Origin of the sequence: Acrocarpospora catenulata (assembly GCF_018476525.1) — a bacterium.
Classification (GTDB): Bacteria; Actinomycetota; Actinomycetes; order Streptosporangiales; family Streptosporangiaceae; genus Acrocarpospora; species Acrocarpospora catenulata.
The window spans coordinates 1-21,191 of sequence record NZ_JAHCST010000082.1; the positions used below are offsets into that span (position 1 = coordinate 1).

General features: G+C 70.3%; 26 protein-coding genes. 21 read left to right on the plus strand and 5 right to left on the minus strand.

Features of this window, described 5'->3' with window-relative positions:
* Positions 1-280 precede the first annotated feature (280 nt).
* On the plus strand, positions 281-1,315 hold the full coding sequence (locus tag KIP79_RS42080; protein WP_214110690.1) for a hypothetical protein: 1,035 nt from the start codon (positions 281-283) through the stop codon (positions 1,313-1,315).
* Positions 1,316-1,827: 512 nt separating this feature from the next.
* Here the strand turns inward: KIP79_RS42080 and KIP79_RS42085 are convergent.
* Positions 1,828-2,478 carry a GntR family transcriptional regulator gene (locus KIP79_RS42085; RefSeq protein WP_214110646.1) on the minus strand — a complete coding sequence of 217 codons (651 nt, stop codon included), beginning with the start codon at positions 2,476-2,478 and terminating at the stop codon, positions 1,828-1,830.
* A gap of 174 nt (positions 2,479-2,652) precedes the next feature.
* On the opposite strand from KIP79_RS42085, the gene KIP79_RS42090 reads away from it, so the two are divergent.
* The 12 genes from KIP79_RS42090 to KIP79_RS42145 all read left to right on the plus strand — a co-directional run bounded on the left by KIP79_RS42090 (position 2,653) and on the right by KIP79_RS42145 (position 13,668).
* On the plus strand, positions 2,653-4,851 hold the full coding sequence (locus tag KIP79_RS42090) for a xanthine dehydrogenase family protein molybdopterin-binding subunit (RefSeq protein WP_214110647.1): 2,199 nt from the start codon (positions 2,653-2,655) through the stop codon (positions 4,849-4,851).
* A complete protein-coding gene (locus KIP79_RS42095; protein ID WP_214110648.1) occupies positions 4,851-5,648 on the plus strand; it encodes an FAD binding domain-containing protein in 798 nt (265 codons plus the stop codon). Before KIP79_RS42090 ends, KIP79_RS42095 begins: the two co-directional genes overlap by 1 nt.
* Positions 5,635-6,099 carry a (2Fe-2S)-binding protein gene (locus tag KIP79_RS42100; RefSeq protein ID WP_214110649.1) on the plus strand — a complete coding sequence of 155 codons (465 nt, stop codon included), beginning with the start codon at positions 5,635-5,637 and terminating at the stop codon, positions 6,097-6,099. The genes KIP79_RS42095 and KIP79_RS42100 overlap by 14 nt, the downstream gene beginning before the upstream one ends.
* Positions 6,100-6,282: 183 nt before the next feature.
* Positions 6,283-6,738 carry a VOC family protein gene (locus KIP79_RS42105; protein WP_214110650.1) on the plus strand — a complete coding sequence of 152 codons (456 nt, stop codon included), beginning with the start codon at positions 6,283-6,285 and terminating at the stop codon, positions 6,736-6,738.
* A complete protein-coding gene (locus KIP79_RS42110; protein ID WP_214110651.1) occupies positions 6,735-8,051 on the plus strand; it encodes a gamma-glutamyltransferase in 1,317 nt (438 codons plus the stop codon). The genes KIP79_RS42105 and KIP79_RS42110 overlap by 4 nt, the downstream gene beginning before the upstream one ends.
* A 1-nt stretch (position 8,052) precedes the next feature.
* The gene (locus KIP79_RS42115; protein WP_214110652.1) at positions 8,053-8,814 is read left to right on the plus strand and encodes an aspartate dehydrogenase domain-containing protein; all 762 of its coding nucleotides are present in this window, start codon (positions 8,053-8,055) and stop codon (positions 8,812-8,814) included.
* Positions 8,811-9,593 (plus strand): ABC transporter ATP-binding protein, encoded by a 783-nt coding sequence (locus KIP79_RS42120; RefSeq protein ID WP_214110653.1) that lies wholly within the window; start codon positions 8,811-8,813, stop codon positions 9,591-9,593. Before KIP79_RS42115 ends, KIP79_RS42120 begins: the two co-directional genes overlap by 4 nt.
* On the plus strand, positions 9,590-10,459 hold the full coding sequence (locus KIP79_RS47960) for an ABC transporter permease (RefSeq protein WP_214110654.1): 870 nt from the start codon (positions 9,590-9,592) through the stop codon (positions 10,457-10,459). The genes KIP79_RS42120 and KIP79_RS47960 overlap by 4 nt, the downstream gene beginning before the upstream one ends.
* Before the next feature lie 15 nt (positions 10,460-10,474).
* The gene (locus KIP79_RS42130; RefSeq protein WP_214110655.1) at positions 10,475-11,611 is read left to right on the plus strand and encodes a hypothetical protein; all 1,137 of its coding nucleotides are present in this window, start codon (positions 10,475-10,477) and stop codon (positions 11,609-11,611) included.
* A 26-nt stretch (positions 11,612-11,637) separates the two neighbouring features.
* The gene (locus KIP79_RS42135) at positions 11,638-12,870 is read left to right on the plus strand and encodes an aromatic ring-hydroxylating oxygenase subunit alpha (protein ID WP_214110656.1); all 1,233 of its coding nucleotides are present in this window, start codon (positions 11,638-11,640) and stop codon (positions 12,868-12,870) included.
* Positions 12,863-13,357 (plus strand): nuclear transport factor 2 family protein, encoded by a 495-nt coding sequence (locus KIP79_RS42140; protein ID WP_214110657.1) that lies wholly within the window; start codon positions 12,863-12,865, stop codon positions 13,355-13,357. The genes KIP79_RS42135 and KIP79_RS42140 overlap by 8 nt, the downstream gene beginning before the upstream one ends.
* Positions 13,357-13,668, plus strand: coding sequence for a hypothetical protein (locus KIP79_RS42145; RefSeq protein ID WP_214110658.1), 312 nt, complete (start codon positions 13,357-13,359; stop codon positions 13,666-13,668). Before KIP79_RS42140 ends, KIP79_RS42145 begins: the two co-directional genes overlap by 1 nt.
* 16 nt (positions 13,669-13,684) lie before the next feature.
* Here the strand turns inward: KIP79_RS42145 and KIP79_RS48825 are convergent, their stop codons facing one another.
* Complete coding sequence (locus tag KIP79_RS48825; protein WP_214110659.1) at positions 13,685-14,131, minus strand: alcohol dehydrogenase catalytic domain-containing protein; 447 nt, start codon at positions 14,129-14,131, stop codon at positions 13,685-13,687.
* A 218-nt stretch (positions 14,132-14,349) separates the two neighbouring features.
* Here KIP79_RS48825 and KIP79_RS42155 point away from each other — a divergent pair, with 218 nt between their 5' ends.
* Positions 14,350-15,030: a polymer-forming cytoskeletal protein gene (locus KIP79_RS42155; protein WP_214110660.1), complete on the plus strand. Its 681-nt coding sequence runs from the start codon at positions 14,350-14,352 to the stop codon at positions 15,028-15,030.
* Positions 15,031-15,350: 320 nt separating this feature from the next.
* On the opposite strand, the gene KIP79_RS42160 is transcribed toward KIP79_RS42155, so the two are convergent.
* Positions 15,351-15,746 carry a hypothetical protein gene (locus KIP79_RS42160; RefSeq protein WP_214110661.1) on the minus strand — a complete coding sequence of 132 codons (396 nt, stop codon included), beginning with the start codon at positions 15,744-15,746 and terminating at the stop codon, positions 15,351-15,353.
* A 38-nt stretch (positions 15,747-15,784) separates the two neighbouring features.
* Positions 15,785-16,153 (minus strand): hypothetical protein, encoded by a 369-nt coding sequence (locus KIP79_RS42165; RefSeq protein WP_214110662.1) that lies wholly within the window; start codon positions 16,151-16,153, stop codon positions 15,785-15,787.
* Between the two features lie 1,210 nt (positions 16,154-17,363).
* On the opposite strand from KIP79_RS42165, the gene KIP79_RS42170 reads away from it, so the two are divergent.
* Positions 17,364-17,609, plus strand: coding sequence for a GntR family transcriptional regulator (locus tag KIP79_RS42170; RefSeq protein ID WP_214110663.1), 246 nt, complete (start codon positions 17,364-17,366; stop codon positions 17,607-17,609).
* 18 nt (positions 17,610-17,627) lie between these two features.
* On the opposite strand, the gene KIP79_RS49895 is transcribed toward KIP79_RS42170, so the two are convergent.
* Positions 17,628-18,365: a GntR family transcriptional regulator gene (locus tag KIP79_RS49895; protein WP_308170194.1), complete on the minus strand. Its 738-nt coding sequence runs from the start codon at positions 18,363-18,365 to the stop codon at positions 17,628-17,630.
* A gap of 423 nt (positions 18,366-18,788) precedes the next feature.
* Here KIP79_RS49895 and KIP79_RS42180 point away from each other — a divergent pair, with 423 nt between their 5' ends.
* From KIP79_RS42180 to KIP79_RS42205, 6 genes are all read left to right on the plus strand, one after another.
* Positions 18,789-18,977 (plus strand): hypothetical protein, encoded by a 189-nt coding sequence (locus tag KIP79_RS42180; protein WP_214110665.1) that lies wholly within the window; start codon positions 18,789-18,791, stop codon positions 18,975-18,977.
* Positions 18,978-19,283: 306 nt separating this feature from the next.
* A complete protein-coding gene (locus KIP79_RS47965) occupies positions 19,284-19,643 on the plus strand; it encodes a WhiB family transcriptional regulator (RefSeq protein ID WP_308170195.1) in 360 nt (119 codons plus the stop codon).
* Between the two features lie 357 nt (positions 19,644-20,000).
* Complete coding sequence (locus tag KIP79_RS42190; protein ID WP_214110667.1) at positions 20,001-20,330, plus strand: hypothetical protein; 330 nt, start codon at positions 20,001-20,003, stop codon at positions 20,328-20,330.
* Positions 20,331-20,439: 109 nt separating this feature from the next.
* A complete protein-coding gene (locus KIP79_RS42195) occupies positions 20,440-20,586 on the plus strand; it encodes a hypothetical protein (RefSeq protein WP_214110668.1) in 147 nt (48 codons plus the stop codon).
* Between the two features lie 99 nt (positions 20,587-20,685).
* On the plus strand, positions 20,686-20,922 hold the full coding sequence (locus KIP79_RS42200) for a hypothetical protein (protein ID WP_214110669.1): 237 nt from the start codon (positions 20,686-20,688) through the stop codon (positions 20,920-20,922).
* Positions 20,913-21,119 carry a hypothetical protein gene (locus tag KIP79_RS42205; RefSeq protein ID WP_214110670.1) on the plus strand — a complete coding sequence of 69 codons (207 nt, stop codon included), beginning with the start codon at positions 20,913-20,915 and terminating at the stop codon, positions 21,117-21,119. Before KIP79_RS42200 ends, KIP79_RS42205 begins: the two co-directional genes overlap by 10 nt.
* Positions 21,120-21,191 lie beyond the last annotated feature (72 nt).

Below are 21,191 nucleotides of genomic sequence, written 5' to 3' on the forward strand. Positions count from 1 at the left end.
CCAAATCCGGCCGAAGGCCATAATGGGTGGGCGGGTGGGGAGAACCCGCTAGGGCCTGTCTCAAAGACAGGTCAGCCAGTCGTTGATCATGGCGATCTGGAGAAGAGCCTCGTAGCGGACGGCGAGCTTGTCATACCTGGTGGCCACCGCGCGATGGCGTTTGAGCCGGTTGATGCCGCACTCGACGGCATGGCGCCGCCGGTAGTCGACCGCGCAGAATGTGGGTGGCCGGCCGCCCCGGCTGCCCCTGTTCCTGCGGTGACGGATCTGGTCGGCACGGGTGCTCCTCGCGGGGGACCTCGACCACGCGGATCTGGCGGTCGTCGAGCTCGGCCAGGACGTCCCCGCAGACATCGTGCTGCTACCGCGGATCGGGTTCGCGCGGGTCGCCGACCGCACCGCGTACCTGGAGGTGGTCGAGGGCTGCGGCGCGGTCGGGTTCCGCCGCTTCATGGAGCGCGGCGAGGGCCGGGACACAGTCCGCCATCCCGCGCAGGTCAGCGGTCAGATCCCCGTTTCGCAGCGGTCGGGGCCTGGCCTTCTCACCCTGCAAACCCACCACCACCCCGACCACCGGCTGCCGCCGGCAGGAACGACACTGACCGGCACAGCTTGGGCGGGCATGTCCGGCGCTGCGGTGCTGGTCGGCGATCGGGTCGTCGGAGTGGTGTCCGAACATGCTCCCCGCCAGGGCGCCTCTGATCTCACCTTCGTGCCGATCACCTTGATCGACCGACTTCCCGACAGCACCGCCTGGTGGACCCTCCTGGGCACCACCCTCGATCGCCTGCCCATCCTGCCAGGACCAGGCACCCGGCAGGCTCCCGGCCCGCAGCCGCCCGGCCGACTCTTGGAGACGTTCACCGACCCGTTCGTCCTGGAAGTCCACCGCCCCATTCGCCTCGACGACCATCCCGGCCTGCCCCCGTTACCGCCGTACGTGCCACGCGCCCACGACCAGCAGCTCGCCGCGGCCGCCGAACGCGCCCTCGGCGGGCAGAGCGCGCTGGCGGTGCTGGTGGGCGGATCCTCCACCGGTAAGACCCGCGCCTGCTGGGAAGCCCTCGCCTCCCTGCGGGAGTCGGGACACAGCTGGCGGCTGTGGCACCCGATCGACCCCACCCGCCCCGATGCCGCCCTGGCCGCACTCGCCCACGTCGGGCCGCGCACAGTGGTGTGGCTGAACGAGGCCCAGTTCTACCTCGACACCCCGCTGGGCGAGCAGATCTCGGCCGGGCTACGCGAACTTCTCCGCACCCCGGCCCTCGCTCGCCGCATCCACCTCCGCAGTATGACTGACGCGCTCCCTGTTTGACCCGCAGAGAACATGGTCGGGCCGCCTCGGTCCCGATGGGGTTGAGGAATGCAGGAACAGCCATTAGCGCTGAGACGGATCTTGATGGTTGGTCACGGGCGGTACGGGCCAGCCTGGCTCGGCACGAGTTACGGTCCGGGCGCGCGGGGATAAGTCGGGCGCTGGGTCAGCCTGACGGGGGTCAGGTGATGTTCAGGACGAGCGCCAGTGGGGATTCCGGCGGTAGTTCCAGGAGCAGGTGGTGAGCGGTGCCATCGGGGCTTGGGTCCACGCTGAGGATCGTGCATCCGTGGGCGTGGGCGGGCCAGTCCAGCGGGTAGCGGTCAGCGGGGCCAACAAATCGGCAGGGTCGATGCCGCCGCGCACGGCCCGGGTTAACTGCGCCGGCCAGATCCACCGATGCGAGAACGGCAAGATCGTCCGCTGGTCGTAGCAGTGACTTCCTGACCTGGGCTGGGTGGATGCCTTGCTCCCACCCGGTGACGGGGGTCGACCAGCATCGGAACGCGAGATCATGGGTTGGGGGTGAGAGTGGCGCGCTGGGATTCGTGGCGGTCGTGGAGGTGGCGGCGCATGAGGAGGGCGGCCATCTCGGCGTCGGCCTCCAGGACGGCGCGGATCACGCGGGCGTGCTCCGACCACGAGTCCTCGGGGGAGGTGACGAGGCCGCCGACGAGGTGGTGCGCCTGGTTGCGCACGGAGCGGAGCAGGGCGACGAGCACTCGTGAGCCGGTGCCGCCGGCCAGCAGTTCGTGGAAGTCGCCGTTGAGCCGCTTGAGCGCGGACTGGTCTCCCGCCTCGGCCGCCTGGGAGCCGGCGAGGAGCACGCGCTCCAGCTCGTTCATGGTCTCGGAGTCGCGCCGCTCGGCGGTCTTGCGCACCGCGATGAGCTCCAGCGCGAGCCTGATCTCCTGGATGGTGGCCAGCTCTTCCTGGTCGAACACCGCCACCCGCACGCCGCGCCGCGGGGCCGTCTGAACCAGGCCCTCGGCCTCCAGCCGGCGGAACGCCTCGCGCACCGGCAGCCGGGACACGCCCAGCCGCTCGGAGATGGCCCCCTCACCCAGGCGGCTGCCCGGCGCGAGGGTGCCGTCGAGTATCCAGCTGCGGAGCTGGTCGGCGACCTCGTCACGGAGTGCCCGATGCGACTCGCCGATCGACATGACGCCCCCTCCTCTTGACAATCCTGCATACAGTATCGCAGACAGCCGGGAAAGACGATCGTCACGCCCTCACTGCCCGGACCACGCGTTTATGCGAATTATCACACGAGTGAGCCGCTGGAGGTGCTGCCTTCGACCATTGTCAACCCACCCATTTCGGATACAATATCCGCCATGTCATTGCCCTCGGGGGTGGGAGCCTCTCCGGTGCGCCCCGACGCCGTCGCCAAGCTGACCGGCGAGTTCAGGTACGCGACCGAGCTGCACGCCCCCGGCGAGCTGCACGGCGCGACCGTACGCAGCCCCGTCGCCGCCGCCGACCTGCTCGGCGTCGAGACGGCGGAGGCGATGCGCGTGCGCGGCGCGTACCGGGTGCTGACCATCGCCGACGTGCCCGGCGCGCGGCGCGTCGGGGTGAAGACCCCCGACCAGCCCGTGCTCGCCGACGGCCGCGTCCGCCACCACGGCGAGCCGATCGCCTTCGCGCTCGCCGACACCGCCGAGGCGGCCCGCCGCATGGCACTGCTGGTGCGCCCGATCCTGCGCCCGCACCCCGCCCTGCTCGACCCCGAGCGCGCGCTCGACGCCGACGCCCCCCGTGTCGGGCCGGACGGGAGCAACCTGGTCCATCGGCTGCGGCTCGCGCACGGGACCGCCCGCCGGGGCGCGATCGGCGTACGCCGCCGGTGGCGGACCGGGCGGCAGGACGCGGCGTTCCTGGCCCCTGAGGCCGGTCTTGCGTTCCCCGACGGCGCGGGCGGGATCGTGCTGCGCGTGGCGACCCAGGACCTGCACCACGACCGGGCGCAGATCGCGGCGGCGCTCGGCCTGCCCGAGGAGCGCGTGCGCGTGGAGCTGGCCGGTGTCGGCGGCGCGTTCGGCGGGCGCGAGGACATCACCGTGCACGTGCACCTCTGCCTCGCCGCCCTGCTCAGCGGCCGCCCCGTGCGCGCGCTCTACTCGCGGGCCGAGTCCTTCGGCGCCCACCCGAGCAGGCACCCGGCGATCATGACGTACGAGCTGACCGCCGACCCCGACGGCACGTTCGTCTCGCTCGCCGCCGACCTGCTGTTCGACGGCGGCGCGTACGCCAGCACGTCCAAGGCCGTCGTCGGCGTCGCGCACTACTTCGCCGCAGGGCCCTACCGGATCCCGCGCGTCGAGATCGCCACCCGCGCCGTCTACACCAACAACCCGGTGGCCGGGGCGCTGCGCGGGTTCGGCGCGACGCAGGTGTGTTTCGCCATGGAGTCCACCGTCGACGCGCTCGCCGCCGAGCTGAGCCTCGACCCCGCCGACGTACGCCGCCGCAACCTGCTCGAACCGGGCGAGGCGCTGGCCACCAGCGGGCAGGCGCTGGAGGGCGTCGCCGCACCCGCGAGCCTCCTCGACGCGCTCGACGCCGTGCCGCCGCCGGCGGCCGCGCCCGCGCCCGGCCTCCGGCGCGGGGTGGGCGTGGCCGTCGGGATCAAGAGCGCCGGGCTCGGCGACGGACGGGCCGAGGGCGCGGGCATCGTGCTGCGCGCCGACCGCCACGGCGTCGAGATCGCCACCGCCGCCCCCGAGGTGGGCCAGGGCGTACGCGCGGTGCTGGCGCAGATCGTCACCGAATGCCTCGGCCCGGTGCCGATCACGTTCGCGGACTCCACCTCGACGCTGCCGGCCAGCGGCGGCAGCAAGGCGAGCCGGCAGACCATGGCCTCAGGTGGCGCCGCGCTCCGCGCCGCGACCCGTCTCAGGCAGCGACTCGGCGGCGCCTTCCCCGTGGATCTCGCGGCGCTGGGCGACGGGACCTCGATCGTGGTCGAGGAGCGGTACGACGCGCCGCCCACCGCCGCGCCCGATCCGCGCACCGGGCGCGGCGACCCGCACCTCGCCTTCCAGCTCACCGCGCACCGCGCCGTCGTGGACGTGGACCCCGCCCTCGGCACGGCCCAGGTGGTGCAGCTCGTCGCGGCCCAGGACGTGGGCCGGGCGCTGAACCCGGCGCTGGTACGCGGCCAGCTCGCCGGCGGCACCGTCCAGGGCGCGGGGTTCGCGCTGCTGGAGGAGATCCCGGTGGACGCGGACGGGCGGGGCGGCGCGGCCGGGTTCGGCACGTACCTGCTGCCCGCGGCGGTGGACGTGCCCGAGGTGATCCCGGTGATCGTCGAGTCCGGCGACCCGCGGCTGCCGTTCGGCGCCAAGGGCGTCGGCGAAGGCCCGCTGATCTCCTCCCCCGCCGCCGTGGCCGCCGCACTCCGTGCCGCCACGGGCCGCCCGGTCGCCCGCATCCCCGCCCACCCCGAGGACCTCGCCACCTCCCACGACCCCGCTGCCGCCGCAGCGGCGGCAGCGCCTCGGACGGAAGAATCCGCGGCGGTGGATGGCTGATGGCGTACCTGCGGCCGGCCACGATCGCGTCCGCGCTGGCGGCGCGGGCCGAGCTGCCGCGCGCCCTCGTGTGCGGCGGCGGCACCGCCGTCCAGCCCGCGATGAACGCCGGGCTGCTGCGGCCCGCCGACGTGCTCGACCTGGGCGGGCTCCGCGACGGCGCGGCGATCGACGCCTGCGGGGACCGGGTCAGGCTCGGCCCTGTCGTACGCGTCGCCGCGGCCGCCCGCGCCCACGCCCTCGGCGCCGGGGTGCTGGACGGGCTGCTGCGCGGGTTCGCCACGCCCGCCGTGCGCGAACGCGCCACGCTGACCGGCAACCTGTTCCAGGCCCCCGCCGACCTCGCGGTGGTGCTGACCGCGCTGGACGGCTCGCTGATCGCCGCCGCCGCGCGCTCCCGGGGCGAGCGGAGGCTGCCGGTGACCACAGCGGACGCGCTCGAGCCGGACGAGCTGGCCATCGGGCTGGATCTCGCGGTGCCGGCGGCCTTCGCCTACGAGCGGCTCGCGGTCCGCGAGGTCGCGGCCCCTACGCTCGCCGCCGTGGCGGCGGCCCTGCTGGCCGGCGGCCCGCGCGCCGCCGTAACCGGATACCGGACCGGAACCGCCGTCCCCTGCCCCGGCGCGGTCCCGCACCTGGCCGACCCGGCCGGGGCGGACGGTTTCGCGGCGGAGGTCGTGGCCGCCGCCGCTCCCCCGACCCCGTACGCCCGCCGCTCCGTGGCCGCCCTGGCTCGCCGCTGCCACCGCCGCATCCACCGTGGAGACGCCCGTGGAGACGCCGATGTCCGGCGATGACCTGGTGGAGGTGCGCGGGACGCTGGACGGCGAGCCGTACCACGCCGAGGTGCCGGTGTGGGCCTCGCTGCTCGACGCCCTGGAGGCGGCGGGACGCCCGCTCCCGGCCGGGTGCCGGGGCGGCCAGTGCGGAAGCTGCACGGTGTCGCTCGACGGGGTGCCGACGCCGGCGTGCGTCGTGCCCGCGGGCGCGGCGGCCGGCGCGGTGGTGGAGACCGCTCGGCGGGCCGCCCTGCCCGTGCTGGTGGCGGAGCTGGCGGCGGCCGGCGCCACCCAGTGCGGCTACTGCTCCCCCGGCCTGGTGGTCGCGCTCTCGCACCTGCTGAGCACGAGCCCCTCCCTCGACGCCCCGGCCGTCCGCGAGGCGCTCACCGGTCACCTGTGCCGTTGCACCGGCTACGAGGCCATCGTGACCGCCACGCTCGCCGCCGCGGCCCGCCTGACCTCCTAGATCTCGATGATCTGAGATTTTGTATCCCATAATTGCGGCTGGGCTCATGGCGCGATGCCGCGGATACATGACCACGCAACCGCAGGTCCATACGCATCCACACGCCCCGCACCGCGGTCCAGGTAACGTGGCATTAACCAGATTATCGGCTAGCCGCAACAAAATCGGGATACAAAATCCTTCATGACAAGCGTTTCGCAAGCCGCGCGGCCACTGGTCAGCGTGCGCGGGCTCGACCACATCGTCCTGCATGTCGCCGATCCGCTGCGCTCCCTCGACTGGTACACCGCCAAGCTCGGCATGCGCCCGCTGCGCGTCGCGGAGTTCCGCACGGGCAAGGCGCCGTTCCCCTCGGTCGAGGTGACACCCGGCGTGATCATCGATCTGGACCCGAGGGGCAAGCGCACCGGCGAGAACCTCGCGCACTTCTGCATCGAGGTGGACACGATCGACCTCAAGGAACTGGCGGGGTCCGGGGCCTTCGGCAAGGTGGCCGGGCCGTTCCGGCGCTGGGGCGCACGCGGCGAGGCCGACCTCGTCTACATCACCGACCCCGACGGGAACGTGATCGAGCTGCGCCACTACGGCCCCAGCCAGGTCAACGACTACGGCCCGAACCGGGCGGTACGGCCGGAATGACCGCCACCGCCGTCCTGGCCGCCAACGCGGTGGCGCACGGCTCCCTCGGCGTCGTCGGCGCGGGCGCGCGCACCGCGGCGGCGATCGGCGCCGCCGCCCTGCTCGACGGCGGCAACGCCTTCGACGCCGTGATCGCGGCCGGGCTGGCGGAGACCGTGCTGCTGCCGCCCAAGTGCGGTCTCGCCGGTGACGTGGTCGCCCTGGTCCTGCCGGCGGGCCGGTCCGCGCCGCGCGCGCTGCTGTCGATCGGGGCCGCCGCCCGGCGGCTCCCCAAGGCGCTGGCCACCCGCCCGCTCCCCCGCGACGGCGGACTTTCCGTCGGCGTGCCGGGGGCGCCCGGCGGGTACGCGGCGCTGGCCGATCTTGGCCGGCTGGGTCTGGATCGGCTCGCCCGGCCCGCGATCGAGCTGGCGCGGCGCGGGATCGTCTGGCCGGAGCTGTGCGCGGCGCTCGCGCGGGAGGCGGACGACCTGCTCGCCTACCATCAGCCCGCCGGCTGCCGGTACCGGCCGGCGGCGGGCCCGCTCCAGGCCGGGACCCTGCTCCGCCTTCCAGGGCTCGCGCTGCTGCTGGGCGAGTTCGCCGAGCGCGGGGCCGGTCTGTTCCACGGCCCGGCGGGCGCCGTACTCGCCGAGCGGGTCGCGGCGGCGGGCGGCGTGGTCGGCCGCGACGACCTGGCCGCCCCGACTGCCGAATGGGCGGAGCCGGTCAGACAGGACGCGATCTGGGCGACGCCCGCGCCGACGCGCGGACCGGCGCTGCTCGCCGCGCTCGCGGGCGAACGAGCGCTCGTGGGCGGGCCGATCGGCGAAGGCACGTCGGTGGTCGCGGCGGCGGATAACGAAGGAAACGCGGTGGTGATGGTGCACTCGAACTCGCATCCGCAGTTCGGCAGCGGCCTGGTGGCCGAGCCTTACGACCTGGTGCTGTCCAACCGGGCCGGGCGCGGCTTCCACCCCGATCCCGGCCACCCGGACGGGCCCGCGCCGGGCCGCAGGCCGCCGACCACGTTGCACGCCTGGGCGCTGGACACCCGCGGCACCGGCAGGCCCGACGTGTTCGGCGCCACGCCGGGCGGCGAGCAGCAGGTGCCGTGGAACGCGCAGGTGCTCGGCGACCTCATGACCACGGGTCCTGACGATCTCGGCGCCATCCTGACCGGTCCACGCTGGTCCCTCCAGGACGGCACGCGGGTGCCGGTGGAGGAGTCCGCGTCGGCCGTACGCCCGGCGCACGTCCTCCTGCGCGTCACCGGCGCCGGCCTGACCGCCGCCGCCGATCCCCGTATCGGCGCCATCGCGCTGGGCGTGTGAGATGCGCGTATCGCTGCTCGGCACCGGCGGGATCGGCGGCACGCTGCGCGACCTGCTCGCGGCGGGGCGCGTGGCCGGATGCGTGACCGGCGCCGCCGTCGGCTCGCGCTTCCCCGCCGGGGCGGTGGTGGCCGAGCTGACCGGGAGCGGGGATGTGGTGGTCGAGGCGGCGGGCGGCGCGGCGGTGCGCGCCTACGGCGCGCGGGTGCTGGCCGCGGGCCGCGACCTGGTCGTGTGCAGCGCGGGCGCGCTGGCCGACGACGCCGTGCACGCCGCGCTCGACGCCGCCGCGCTGGCCGGGGGCGCCCGCTGGACGGTGCCGCCGGGCGCGATCGGCGGCCTGGACCTGCTGGCCGCCGCCATCCGCGCGGACGGCGCCGCGGAGGTCACCCTCACGACCGTCAAGACGCCCGGCGCGCTGGGCGTGGCGGGCGCGGGGATCGTGTTCGAGGGCACGGCGCGCGAGGCGGCGCTGCGGTTCCCGAAGACGGCGAACGTCGCGGTCACCCTCGGGCTGGCCACCACCGGCATCGACCGGGTGCGCGTGGTGGTGACCGCGGACCCCGCGGCGCGGCGCACCCGGCATGAGATCGCGGCCCGGACAGCCGTCGGCGAGTACCGGTTCGCGCTGGTCAACGACACGCTCGCCGCCTCAGGGGGGCGGACGTCGGCGATCACGGTGTGGTCGGTCGTCCGTGCGCTCGAGGAACTCGCCGCACGGGGGCGAACTCCCCTTCCGCTCAAGAAAGGAGCGCCATCATGACCGAGGGCGCGACGACCGTCGCCGTACGGCCCAAGGAGGGTGCCCCGCGCGGCCTGCTGGCCTTCCGCGGGGTGGAGATGGTCTTCCCCAACGGGGTGCACGCGGTGCACACGGTCGACATGGACATCGCCCCCGGCGAGTTCGTCTCCGTGGTGGGCCCGTCCGGCTGCGGTAAGAGCACGCTGCTGCGGATCGCGTCGGGCCTGGCGCGGCCGACGGCGGGCGAGGTGGTGCTGAACACCGGCCACATCGCCTACGTGTTCCAGGATCCGACGCTGCTCCCGTGGCGTACGGTGCGGCAGAACGTCGAGCTGTGCACCCAGCTCAAGAAGCTGCCCAAAGCCGAGCGGGCGGAGAAGGCGCGGCAGGCGATCGAGATGGTGGGCCTGGCCGGGTTCGAGAACCGCCATCCGAACCAGCTCTCCGGCGGCATGCGGATGCGGGCCAGCCTGGCTCGGGCGCTGACGCTGGAACCCGAGGTGTTCCTGTTCGACGAGCCGTTCGGCGCGATCGACGAGATCACCAGAGAGCGGCTCAACAGCGAGCTGCTGCGCATCTTCCGGGCCCGCGCGTTCGCCGGGGTGTTCGTCACGCACTCGATCGCGGAGGCGGTGTTCCTGTCCACCCGGGTGGCGGTGATGTGCGCCCGGCCAGGCCGGATCATCGGCGAGTTCGAGGTGCCCTTCCCCTACCCGCGCGAGCCCGAGCTGCGCTCGACGCCGGAGTTCGCCGCACTCACCGGCGAGATCGGCCGCTGCCTGAGGAGTGGTGCCCAGTGATATCAACCATGGCGCCCGGCGTGCCGGCGGCGTCCACCGCCGAGCCGGTCACGTCCGCCGGACAGGCCCGGATGCGCGGGTATGTCACCATGGGCGGGCCGCCGCTGATCGTCTTCGCCCTGTTCGTGGCGGTCTGGTACCTGATCTCGTACGGCCTGCTCAGCGAACGCCGCCGTTTCCTGCTGCCTCCCCCGCACGACGTGGTGTCCGTCGGCTTCCTGGACTGGCACAACTTCGCGGAGATCCTGGCCGGTCTGAGCTCGACCGCCGCGATCTCACTCGCCGGATTCGCGATCGCCGGGACGATCGGGTTCACGCTGGCCGTGGTCATGTCGCAGTCGGTCGCGATGGAGCGATCCTTCTACCCGTACGCGGTGGCGCTGCAGACGCTGCCCGTGCTGGCCATGACGCCGCTGGTCGGGCTCTGGTTCGGGTTCGACACCTTCAGCCGGATCCTGATCTGCTCGATCCTGGCGTTGTTCCCGATCATCACCAACACCCTGTTCGGCCTGAAGTCGGTCGAGCCGTCGCAGCGCGACCTGTTCGACCTGATGAAGGCCGGCCGGTGGACGCGGCTGTGGCGGCTGGAGATCCCGGCGGCGCTGCCCAACATCCTCACCGGGCTGCGCATCTCCGGCGGCCTTTCGGTCATCGGCGCGATCGTGGCCGACTTCTTCTTCCGGCAGGGCGATCCGGGCATCGGGCGCCTGCTGGACATCTACCGGGCGTCCCTGGAGACCGAGCGGCTGTACGCCGCGATCATCTGCTCCTCGCTGCTCGGCCTGGCCCTCTTCCTGACCAACACCCTGATCAGCCGGCACGTGCTGCGGAACTGGCATGCCTCGGCGCACTCGAAGTCAAGCTGAAATGCGAGCCACGATATGAAATCCATTCGCACGCTGGCCGCGGCCGGCCTCCTCACCCTGACCGCCGCCTGCGGCGGGGACACCACCGAGGCGGCGGCCCCGCAGGCCGCGCCGACGGTGACCACGGGCGTCTCGCTCAAGGGCGTCTGCCCCGACACGATCTCCATCCAGCTGAGCTGGTTCCCCGAAGCCGAGTACGGCGGGATGTACCAGCTCATCGGCCCCGGCGGCACCCTCGACGCCAAGACCGGCGTGTACCGGGGCCCGCTGGCCGACACCGGGGTGAACGTGGAGGTGCGGGCGGGCGGCCCGCTCACCGGCAACGACCAGGTGACCGCGCAGCTGTACAAGGACGACTCGCTGTTCATGGGCATGCTGGCCACCGACGAGGCGATCCAGAACTCCCGGGAGCAGCCGACCGTCGCGGTCATGAGCTACTTCGACAAGGATCCGCAGATCCTGATGTACAACCCGGAGAAGTTCGACTTCAAGTCGATCGCGGACATCGGCAAGACGGACACGCCGGTGCTGTACTTCGAGGGCTCGACCTACATGGAGTATCTGGTCGGCTCAGGCCAGCTCAAGAAGAGCCAGGTGGACGGGTCCTACCAGGGCAGCGCCGACCGGTGGGTGGCCTCCGACGGCGGGGTGGTGCAGTCGGGGCTGGCCAGCGCCGAGCCGTACAAGTACGGCAGCGAGACCCGCGGCTGGAACAAGCCGGTCAGCACGCTGCTCGTGTACGACGCCGGCTACGTGAACTACGCCAGCTCGCTGTCGATGCGGCCGGAGCTGGTGACGCGGTACGACGCCTGCCTCAAGGAGTTCGTGCCGATGATGCAGCGGGCGTGGGTGGACTTCCTGAAGAACCCGGGCCCCATCTCCGCCAAGATCACCGAGATGAACCGGGAGATCGGCGAGTTCTGGCAGACCAGCGAGGGCCTGAACGCCGCCGCGGTCAAGACGATCCTGGACCGGCAGCTCGCGGCCAACGACTCCACCGGCACCATCGGCCGCTTCGACGAGACCCGCGTGCAGAAGATGATCGACATCCTGTCGCCGATCTTCGCCGCGCAGAACAAGGCGCTCAAGGACGGGCTCAAACCTTCCGACATCTACACCAACAAGTACGTCAAGGACGGCATCGGCCTCTGAGGCCCATCCCCAGGAAGGAGAAGCACGTGGACACCGTGCTTGACGACAAGATCCGCGCCCGCGCCGCGGAGATCCTCCTCGACGTGGAGCGGTGCACCGACCCGGTGCAGTCCGCGCAGCTCCTGCCCCGCCAGGTCTACACCAGCCAGGACTTCTTCGAGTTCGAGAAGCAGGCCATCTTCGGCCGCGAGTGGCTGTGCGTCGCGCACGTCAACGAGATCCCCAGCCCCGGGGACCAGCTCCCGATGACGATCTTCGACGAGCCGATCGTGGTGCTCCGCGACCTCAGTGGCGAGATCCGGACGCTGTCCACGGTCTGCCAGCACCGCGGGCATCCGATCTTCGACGGGCTGAACGCCCGGGATGCCGAGGCGCCCTGCCTGAACGGCACCAAGCTGGTCTGCCCGTACCACAACTGGGCGTTCGGTCTGGACGGCAAGCTGGTCGCGGCCCCGCAGATGACCGAGACCGTGCCGCTGAAGGACCTGCGCCGGTTCGTCCGGCTGCCGGCGGTGCGCACCGAGATCTTCCACGGCCTGGTGTTCGTGAACTTCGACCCGGACGCCCGCCCGCTCGCCCCCACCCTGGCCAAGCTGGACGCCGAGCTGGCCACGTTCGGGCTGGACGAGCTGGTGCCGATGCCCGCCTCGATGCGCCGCGACCTGCCGTGGAACTGGAAGATCCACCACGACAACGCGCTGGAGCCCTACCACACCGCGTTCGTGCATAAGGGCGTGCACGAGAGCGCGCCGTCGCGGCTGGCGGAGTTCGGCGAGTTCGAGCCGGGCGACGGGCAGATCATGCACCCGACGTACCTGGTCAGCGAGGAGGCCAGCCTCGGCGACGCGGCCGACGGCAGGCGGCGCACGCCGGGCATCCCCGGCCTGACCGAGGAGCAGCGCAGGCGGGTGATGTTCGCGTCGGTGCCGCCGCTGATCTTCGGTATTTTCCAGCCGACGTTCGTCAGCCTGTCATTCGTGCTGCCCACCTCGGCCCGCACGATCGACCTGCGCCGGGTCAACCTGTACCCGAAGTCGGCAGTCGAGGTGCCCGGCTTCGAGGAGATCTACGCCGAGCAGCTCAAGCGCAAGGCGGTGGCGATCGAGCAGGACGCCGTCACCACCGAGGCGCTCCAGCGCGGGTACGAGTCCAGGTTCGCGCCGCGCGGGCCGCTGGCCAAGCTGGAGACCACGATCCCGCAGATGAACGCCTGGCTGCTCACCCGCTACCAGGCCGCGCTGGGGGCCACCGGTGGGTGAGCCGGGTGAGGCGCTGCTGGCGCGGCTGGAACTGCTGGAGTCACGGCACGAGATCGAGCAGCTCATGGTGGCGTACATGGCCGCGGCCGACCGCGAGGCGGACAAGGGCCACCATGTGAGCGTGCTGTTCACCCAGGACGGCCGCTGGGAGAGCGTGGGCCCGCACGGCAACCCCGGCTGGGCGGCCGTCGGCCGGCCGGCGCTGGTGCGGAAGTTCGACCGCAACGTCGACCGGATGCCGTTCGCGGCGCACTTCCTGACCAATGGCGCCGTCGAGGTGGACGGCGACGCCGCGCGCGGCCGGTGGATGTACTTCCAGGCGTGCACCTACCGCGGCGACCAGCCGCTGTGGATCGCGGGGAGCTACGACAACGAGTTCCGCCGCGAGGACGGCCGGTGGCTCATCTCGCATCTGCGCGTGCACAACTTCTTCACCACGCCCTTCGACAAGGGCTGGGTGGCCGTTCCCCACATGGAGACCCCCTGATGAGCTATCGGCACCAGATCCTGCGCAACCTCAGATACGGTACGTTGCCCGCGTTCATGAAGTTGCAGCGGGAGAAGAACGAGTTGTACGCGGCCGAGGGCCTCACGCCGTACCGGGTGTGGGCACCGGCGTTCGGCGGGCTGCACCACCTGGTGCTGGAGGCGGAGTTCCCGACGATGGCGGAGTTCGAGCGGCAGCACGTCACCGCCAAGAGCGTCGCCCGGGTGGCGGAGATCAACGCGGCTCAGCTCGAGTACGTCATCGAGGGTAGCGCCGAGGATCGCCTGCAACGCCTCGGCCTGGACGCGTGACGTCGAGAGTCAACTTTCACGAACGCTGGACCAGGCAGGCGCCCCCGGCGTATGACCGTTTCCAGGCGCAGAACCCCTTCAGTCGCTGATCATCACCTTGACCGCCGTGGGGTCGTCGAGGGCGTAGCGGAAGGCTGCGTTGATGTCGGTGAGGGGGAACCGCCGGGAGACGGCGAAACCCAGTCGTACGGTGCCGGTGTTGGAGTCCCTGGGAATGGTCGCAGAGGTGGGTGGCGTCGTCGGCGCAGTACGGGCAGCGGCCGCACGACCGCATCGGGCGGACCATCGTCACCGTGCCGACCGGCAGGCCGGTCACCGCCTCTCCGGCCTCGGTCACGCGGGCGACGATCTCGTGGCCCAGCACCTGGTCCGGACCTGCGCCGCCGGTCCGGTACAGGGCGACGTCCGAGCCGCAGACGCCGACGCCGAGGACGTCGAGCCGTACGTCGCGCGGCCCGAGCACCGCCGGGTGGCAGGCTCGACCACGAACGCCTCCGCTCCCGCGAGCAACGCCCGCCGCGCGCTCACCGGTGCCCCTGCCGGAGGGCGTACCGCAGGCGGTCGATCCGTACCGACGCGGGTGGGGAGAACCCGCTGGTCCCAGCGTCACGATGACCTGGCCACCGCCGCACGAATCCGATCGGCGAAGGCATGTCGGTGGTGAGTGTTACGGTCGCGCGTATGCGAACCGATTACCTTCCGTGGTCCGATGCGGTGGAGCTGTTCGAGCGCCGGGGATTGCCGAAGGAAACGTACGAGAACCTGTACGAGGAGGAGTACATCCTGGTTCCCGGTCCTGCCTCGGTGAGCGGGGAACTTCCCCTCGACGAGCACGACCGGACTCCCTGGCGGAAGGACACGCCCGACGGGGCGACCGGGTACGTCGTAGATGGCGACCTGACCGTCGACGGCAACATCGTCGACGTGGATGACGGCGCCGCCGCGCTGATCGTCCTGGGGGACCTCCGGGCGAGAAACATCTACCTGGCGGGCGACACGAAGCTGATAGTGCTCGGTCATGTGACAGCGGAAACCTTCGTCGGCGACATGACCGACAAGCTGGTGATGATCCACGGCGATGTGCGCACCACCGTGACGATCTTCTGGAACGAGTTCTGCCCCGACCTGGTCGCCGGCACTCTCCACGGCAGAACCCTCGCCCCCGCCTACCTCGACCTACCCACCGCGCCCATCGGCGGCCTGGTCGACCCCACGCCGGAAGCCCCGCTCACCAGCCTCCTGGTCCCCGAACTACTGATCACCGACGCCCCTGACCCCGACGACTTCCCCGAGCTCGGCATCCGTGGCTCCGCCCTCCGCGAGCACCTCCTCTCCGGCCTCCCCCTCACCAGAACCCCCTGATCCGAGTGAAATTGAGCAGGGGTAGTCACCCCGCGCGTGCGGGGCGGATTTGCCGGTGCCCTCGCAAGAGCGGCGGAGATCCTCCCGCTCGCGATCAACCTCGCCGACCTTCCAGAGGATCTGCTCCGCAGGCTTTTTGACGCCTTCCGCCTCGAAGTCCGCTACCGCCTCGCCCGCCACGACGTGCTCATCCGCGTCACGATAAGAAGGACGGCTTGTCCATGATTCAGGCCCTGACAAGCGAAATCGCCGACCCACCCGGAGGCGGATCGGCGATCGAAAGGCGTTTCCTCGGTTGAGGGCACGCCAGGAGCGGTGGATCAGGCTTCGATGCAGGAGGAGATCTGTTTCGGGGCTCGGGTGACCGGCGGGGATCCGGGGCTGACCATGTAGAAACCGGACGCGGTCGCGCAGAACTGCTGGAGACCTGAGGGGTTGGAGGTGTACACCACGGCTCTGCAGGACCATTCGACCACGCAGTTGTTGTAGCCCTGGAGGTACTTCGGCTTGGTCATGGTAATACGGGCGTAGATGACGTGCGCCACCTGGTTGCAGTCCATGATCTCGGTCGCCGAGACCTCATAGTTGCTCCTGTACCACTCGATCTTGTGTGTACAGCTCACCTCGGCGGCCGACGCGGGGGACTGGGCCAGCAGCCCACCGGATATCGCGAAAACCAGGGTAAGGAGCACCCGAATGAATCGCGGAACTGTCATTTCTTCCTTTCGTGTTTTTCAGGTGAACGGAGAGCGGCTCAGGCCGTCGTGCAGGCTTCGATGGGCTTGAGCGCCTGCGACGTCCCGGGAGGCAGGTCCATGTAGTCCTTGAACCATTCGCCGTGTGCTCTCGCGCAATACGTCTGGGTACCCGGCGTGTTGACCATTCCGGCGACCGACGTGCACGACCTGGCCGGCTCGCACCACTTCGACCCCTTACGGATCTCCGGCCGATAGAACTCCACCTTGGAATAGATCGCGTAAACGGAACCGTTGCAGCTCACATTCTCGAATACGCTCACTTCGTACTGGGTCTTGTAGAACTCCAGGGTGTGGCCGCAAGAAACGGCGGCGTAAGCGGGTGCAACGGTGGTGGCCGCCGCGAACGTGACCAGCACGGCGCCCATTCGGGCCATTTTCCGGAGCATTCATCGTCCTCTTCGTCGAATCGGTCCGTCTCGCTAAATTTAGGCCTCGTCTGTATAAGCGCCGTATATGCGACGTTGTCAGGCCCCGATTCCGGCCGGCATTGCCTGCGGCAGCGGATCCGGCCGAAGGTCAACACGGGCGGGTGGGACATCCACGGTGCCCTAGGGGCGATGGCGCGAACCCGGGTTGCGTCCATGGCGGTGGCGTACGAGTTTCCGCTGGTAGCAGGCGTGGCGTCGGGAAATGAGGACGGCCATCGCGTGATCCTTCCGGTAGCGATGCCAAGATCGAAGGAGACGAACGCGATGGCCGTGAACGACAGCGTGGACCCTGCCGCCTGGCTGGCACGCGAGCTAGAGACCAGCGACCCGGCTACCTGACTCAATGCCGGAGTGGACGCTACTGAGGTAGCCGCCCGAGCAGGCAACAGCGTGGAAGTGCTCCTCAAGCGCTACGCCAAGTGCCTTGACGGTCGCCAAGAGCAGAACAACCGCCGGATAGAGGCCGCGCTGACCGTCTGAGATTTGGTCCACCACCAGCGAGCATCAACGAGAACGGGCGGGACTCCATGAGACTGGAGACCCGCCCGTTTCTACGTTGTTCGCCCTGGTCATCGGCCGATTCCGCTGACCATGGTCTTGTGCCCCCTGCAGGATTCGAACCTGCGCACCCGGCTCCGGAGGCCAGCCACGATCACGGCTCTGACCTTGGGGAATACGACGCAGGTGGCGTGATCTGTACGGCCACAGTACGCGAGAGCGGTGCTGAGCCCTTTGAAAGTCAGTCGCTACCAGCACTAGGCCGCATGCCTAAACGGCCTGTCCAAGGAGGAGCTTCTCCCATAGCTCCTGTCCTTGAGCGGCGAACAGGCGCGGGGACTCGGTGACTTCGTCGCCCTCGAAGCGACGAATGAACGTCAGTCCTCCGGACACGATCAGCTCGTAACGGACCCGCCTGCATGAGCACGTGCGGCCACGCTCCCGCTCGGTGCCACTACGGGCGTACGCCGGCCGCCACAGGATCGCTTCGGGCGCCGCAGTCGGAGGCGACACGTGCCGGTCGTGATGGCTCGGGAGGGAAGTCACTGGCACGAACACCATGCTAAGCAGCTTCACCATACTTCACCATAGTGAACCTTGGCCGAGTGTGGGTATCCGCAGGTCGGCGGGGGTGCTTACGGTTCAACGCATGATTGAGTGGCGGGGGAACGTGCCCAAGTCAGACCAGATCGCCGACGCAATCCGGGCACGCATCGCCGACGGCACGTACGAGCCCGACAAACGGGTACCCAGCGAACACGAACTCGTCACCGAATTCGACGTGGCACGCGGCACCGCGCGGAAAGCGCTGGAGAAACTACGCGCCACAGGCGACATTTACAGTGTGCGCGGCCTGGGACATTTCGTGTCGCCGCCGGGACAGCTTGCGCAATGAAGCCTCGCCAACGCGCAATCAGTCGAGTGCGTACTCGGCAGACAGTTCGCGGCCAAGCCCTAGGAAGTCCACGGCATACTCAGTAACGTCTCCGTTTTGGTCCCAGTACGTGTTGGCCATTGTTAGCACGGGTGCATCAGGGCTGAGTCCAATCAGAGACGCGATGTCCTCAGGAACAGAACGAATGGCAACAACGTCACGGCGCCGAACTGCCCGCCGTCCAGTTCGTTCTTCGACTAGCCCGAAGGTCATTTTCGGCAGCGGATCTGTTCCAAGCAATTCCGGCGCGGCATCCGCGAAGTCTTCGGGTAGCCATGACGTGGAGAGAGCTACTATTCCCTCATCATCGAGGTAGCGTCGCCGTCGCTGGATTACCCTAGCTGCTTCGCTCACGCCTAGGACCTCTGCGACCCCTGCGGGCACTGAGATCAACCCAGCTGACACGATTTCCGCGCGTTCTCCGGGACGGTACCCATTGCCAGTCGCACGGAGCATTTGAAGCCGGTCCGGCCCCGTTGTCTGCTTTCGCGAGATAGATACGAACGTCCCCTGATTTGAGCTTCTCACATATCCCTCTGAGCGAAGCTGTGTCAGAGCCTTAGCTGCCGTGGCCGTAGCGACCCCCCAGTCACGGGCAATCTCAGCCACGGATGGCAGCTTATGTCCTTCAGTCAAGACACCTTCGAGAATCTCGCGCCGAAAGTGCTCAGTGATCTGCACATAAGGCGGGGCTGGCCGTTGGAGCCGAGGCGACACCTGAGACCCCCTTCCAGGGCTGCGTTCTAGTTCGCGTACCTAGTCTACCCGTCTGCCTTCGCCACCCCAAGGTTGGGCTGACCGGAGGCTCTCTGCGGCACCGCCTTGCATCTGTGTGCTAGTTCGCGTATACATGTTCGTGAGCTAGCACGCGAAGTGCACCCCAAAGCGCATTGCTCTGGGCGGCTTGAGGTTGCAGCCGGAAGACCTGGAAGGCGGCACAGACGTGTGTCGCACGCCGGCCGGTTGCTGCACTACCGACGGGTGGGCGCACCTGCTACCTGACAACTTCATCCGGGCTTTGGGCCGCCTCCCACTGAAAAGGCTGCCCCCGCGCAGGTCACGATCCTGCGCGCCTGACCGGGGCACGGGTGCTGACCCGTCTCCCTCATCACGAATCGACACGACCGAAGGGTTCGGTCCATGAAGCGACGTAAGGCCGTCCAGTTCTACAGCTCGGACGGCGGCGAGACCTACACGGGCGATTGCCCGAGGTGGATCGCCACCACGAGATATTTCCGCCCTGACTTGGGTGAGCGCACGGTCATCGTCTACGGCAAGGGCCCGTGGCCCTGCGCCTGCTCTCGTCATTGCCGTGGCGAACTGCGCTGACTCTCAACAGCCCTGATGGTCGAAAGGCGGGGTTCGACTCCCCGCCGGGGCACTGCCGGCCAACCGGCCCGGTACCCCGTCAACCCCAGAGGGCAGCCCCCCATCGGCCAAGACATGGGGCTGCCCTACTCCAGCAAGGAGCTTCATCATCATGCCCCAGAACTCCATCCCTCAGGGCAGGCCGTACGGCCAGCCCCCGGCCGCGCCCACCCCGCTGAGGGGAGCCGCTCGTCTGGACTGGGCTTCGTGCACGGACCCGAAGTGCACGGACCCGAAGTGCACGTGCGCCGTGCGGAGCGTCCAGCGGTGAGCGCCCCGCGGCTGGCGTACGTCCACCCGGTGGTCAACCTGCTTGACGCGCTCACCGGCGAGTTGCCGGAGGAGCTGGCCGACGGCGCGGCGTGCGGGCTGGACCCGGAGCTGCACACCGGCCCTGACCTGTTCGGTGAGGAGTCGGCCGAGGAGCGGGCGGCCCGGGAGGACGTGGCCAAGAGCGTGTGCGCCGAGTGTCCGGTGCGGCTGCGCTGCCTGGCCACGGCCCTGCTCATCCGGCCCGAGACCGGAGTCTGGGCGGGATATCCCGCTGAGGAGCTGGCCCGGCCGCTGGTCCGGACTTATGCGGTTGCGACCGTGTGCCTGGCCCACCGGGACGGGGTGGCGTCGTGAGCCGCTACCAGTGCCCGCTCTGCCACCGCATGCACCCGACCGCGGCCCGCCCCACGTGTCCGGTGCACGGGACCGGCCACAGCACCAGGTGCGACGGCTGCCGGACGGCTGCCCAGAATCCCCCGTGCGGGGGTGGCCGATGAGCCGCCGCGGCGTGCAGGGCTACGCGCTGCCCAAGCCGTCCAAGCCGGTGCCGGCCCCGCCGGTCCTTCTCCCGGCAAGGCCGCCCGCCAAACCCCGGCGGTGATCCTCCGCGTCACCGCCGGGGTTCCCGCACACCCCCATCCCGCTCCCTCCCGGGTCGCTTCGCCCCGGTCTTCCGGGCGAGGAACGCCCCCGCACGAGAGGCAAACCATCATGGCCCTTTCCCTCACCACGCCCATGCTCCAGACGCAGCAGGCCAGCGTCCTGGCGCTGGGACAACTCCTCACCCACACGGACATGCCCTTGGTCAGCTGGCATATCGACGCCGTCTACGGCGGCCTCGACGGCCAGATCGGCATCTGGGCTGGCACCCGCGACGAACGGCGCGAGCTGCTTTCCCGGTGGGCCGATGTGCTCGGCGCCGATATCTACATCGGCCATGCCGGTACGGAGGCCGAACACTTCGCCATCCGCGCCGGGGTCGCCGGTGCCGAGGTGCGGATCTGGACCACCGCCACCGAAGAGCCGCCGGACCGCCGCTGACATCGCGTGTTCTGCCCGGCTGTTGCGGGTGCCCGCCCGGCCTTGTGCGGGTCGGGCGGGTGCCCGGAGCGACCGGCTCCACCTCACCCGCCAAGGAGGAAAGCAGCCCATGAGCACCGACCGGAGGACGCAGACCGATCACGAGCGGGACATGGAACGCCTCGCCACCCGCCTCGTGCAGATGAACCGCAGGGATGCCGCGGTCACCGGCTCCGACCCGCGCAACGACACCGGCAAGCAGACCGGCACGAAGTGAGCCCGGCCGCTGTCCGGGGTGCCCGCCCGGCCAGGCGCCGGGCGGGCACCCGAAACAGCCGCTCAACCCCCTCTCCATCCCCCCTGAAGGAGTCGACACGTGAGAAGCCGTATGACGCCCGAGCAGTTGGCCGCGCTGAAGGGCCGGGCCGCTAAGGCCGACGAACTCAACGATCTGGCCTTGCTGGCCACCGGGATGTCCAGCACCCGGGTGGAGGCACGCCGCGCCGACGCCGAACTGGAGCGGCGTGTGGGCAGGCGCCGGGCGGCCCGCCTGAAGGAGGACATCAAGGTCCAGGCCGGTGCCAGGTCGAAGGGGCTACGCCGGTGGCTGTGAAGCTGTTCAAGACCCGAGAGCAGGCACTGAGGCAGCAGGGTGAGGCCAGCGTCCGCCTGCTGCGGGAGGCCTCTGAGGCCCGCGCCTGCGGCGACCACGCGACAGCCGCGCACAAGGTCGCGCTGGCCAAGGATCTCGACTCGGTGGCCGCGCAGATCGAGCGTGGCGACCTGGACGACCTGATCGAGCTCCCGTAGAAGCGGCTGACGCTGCGGATCCTCACCGGACCCGTGCCGGTGAGGTTTCCGGGGCGTCAGCCCCAGAGAGGA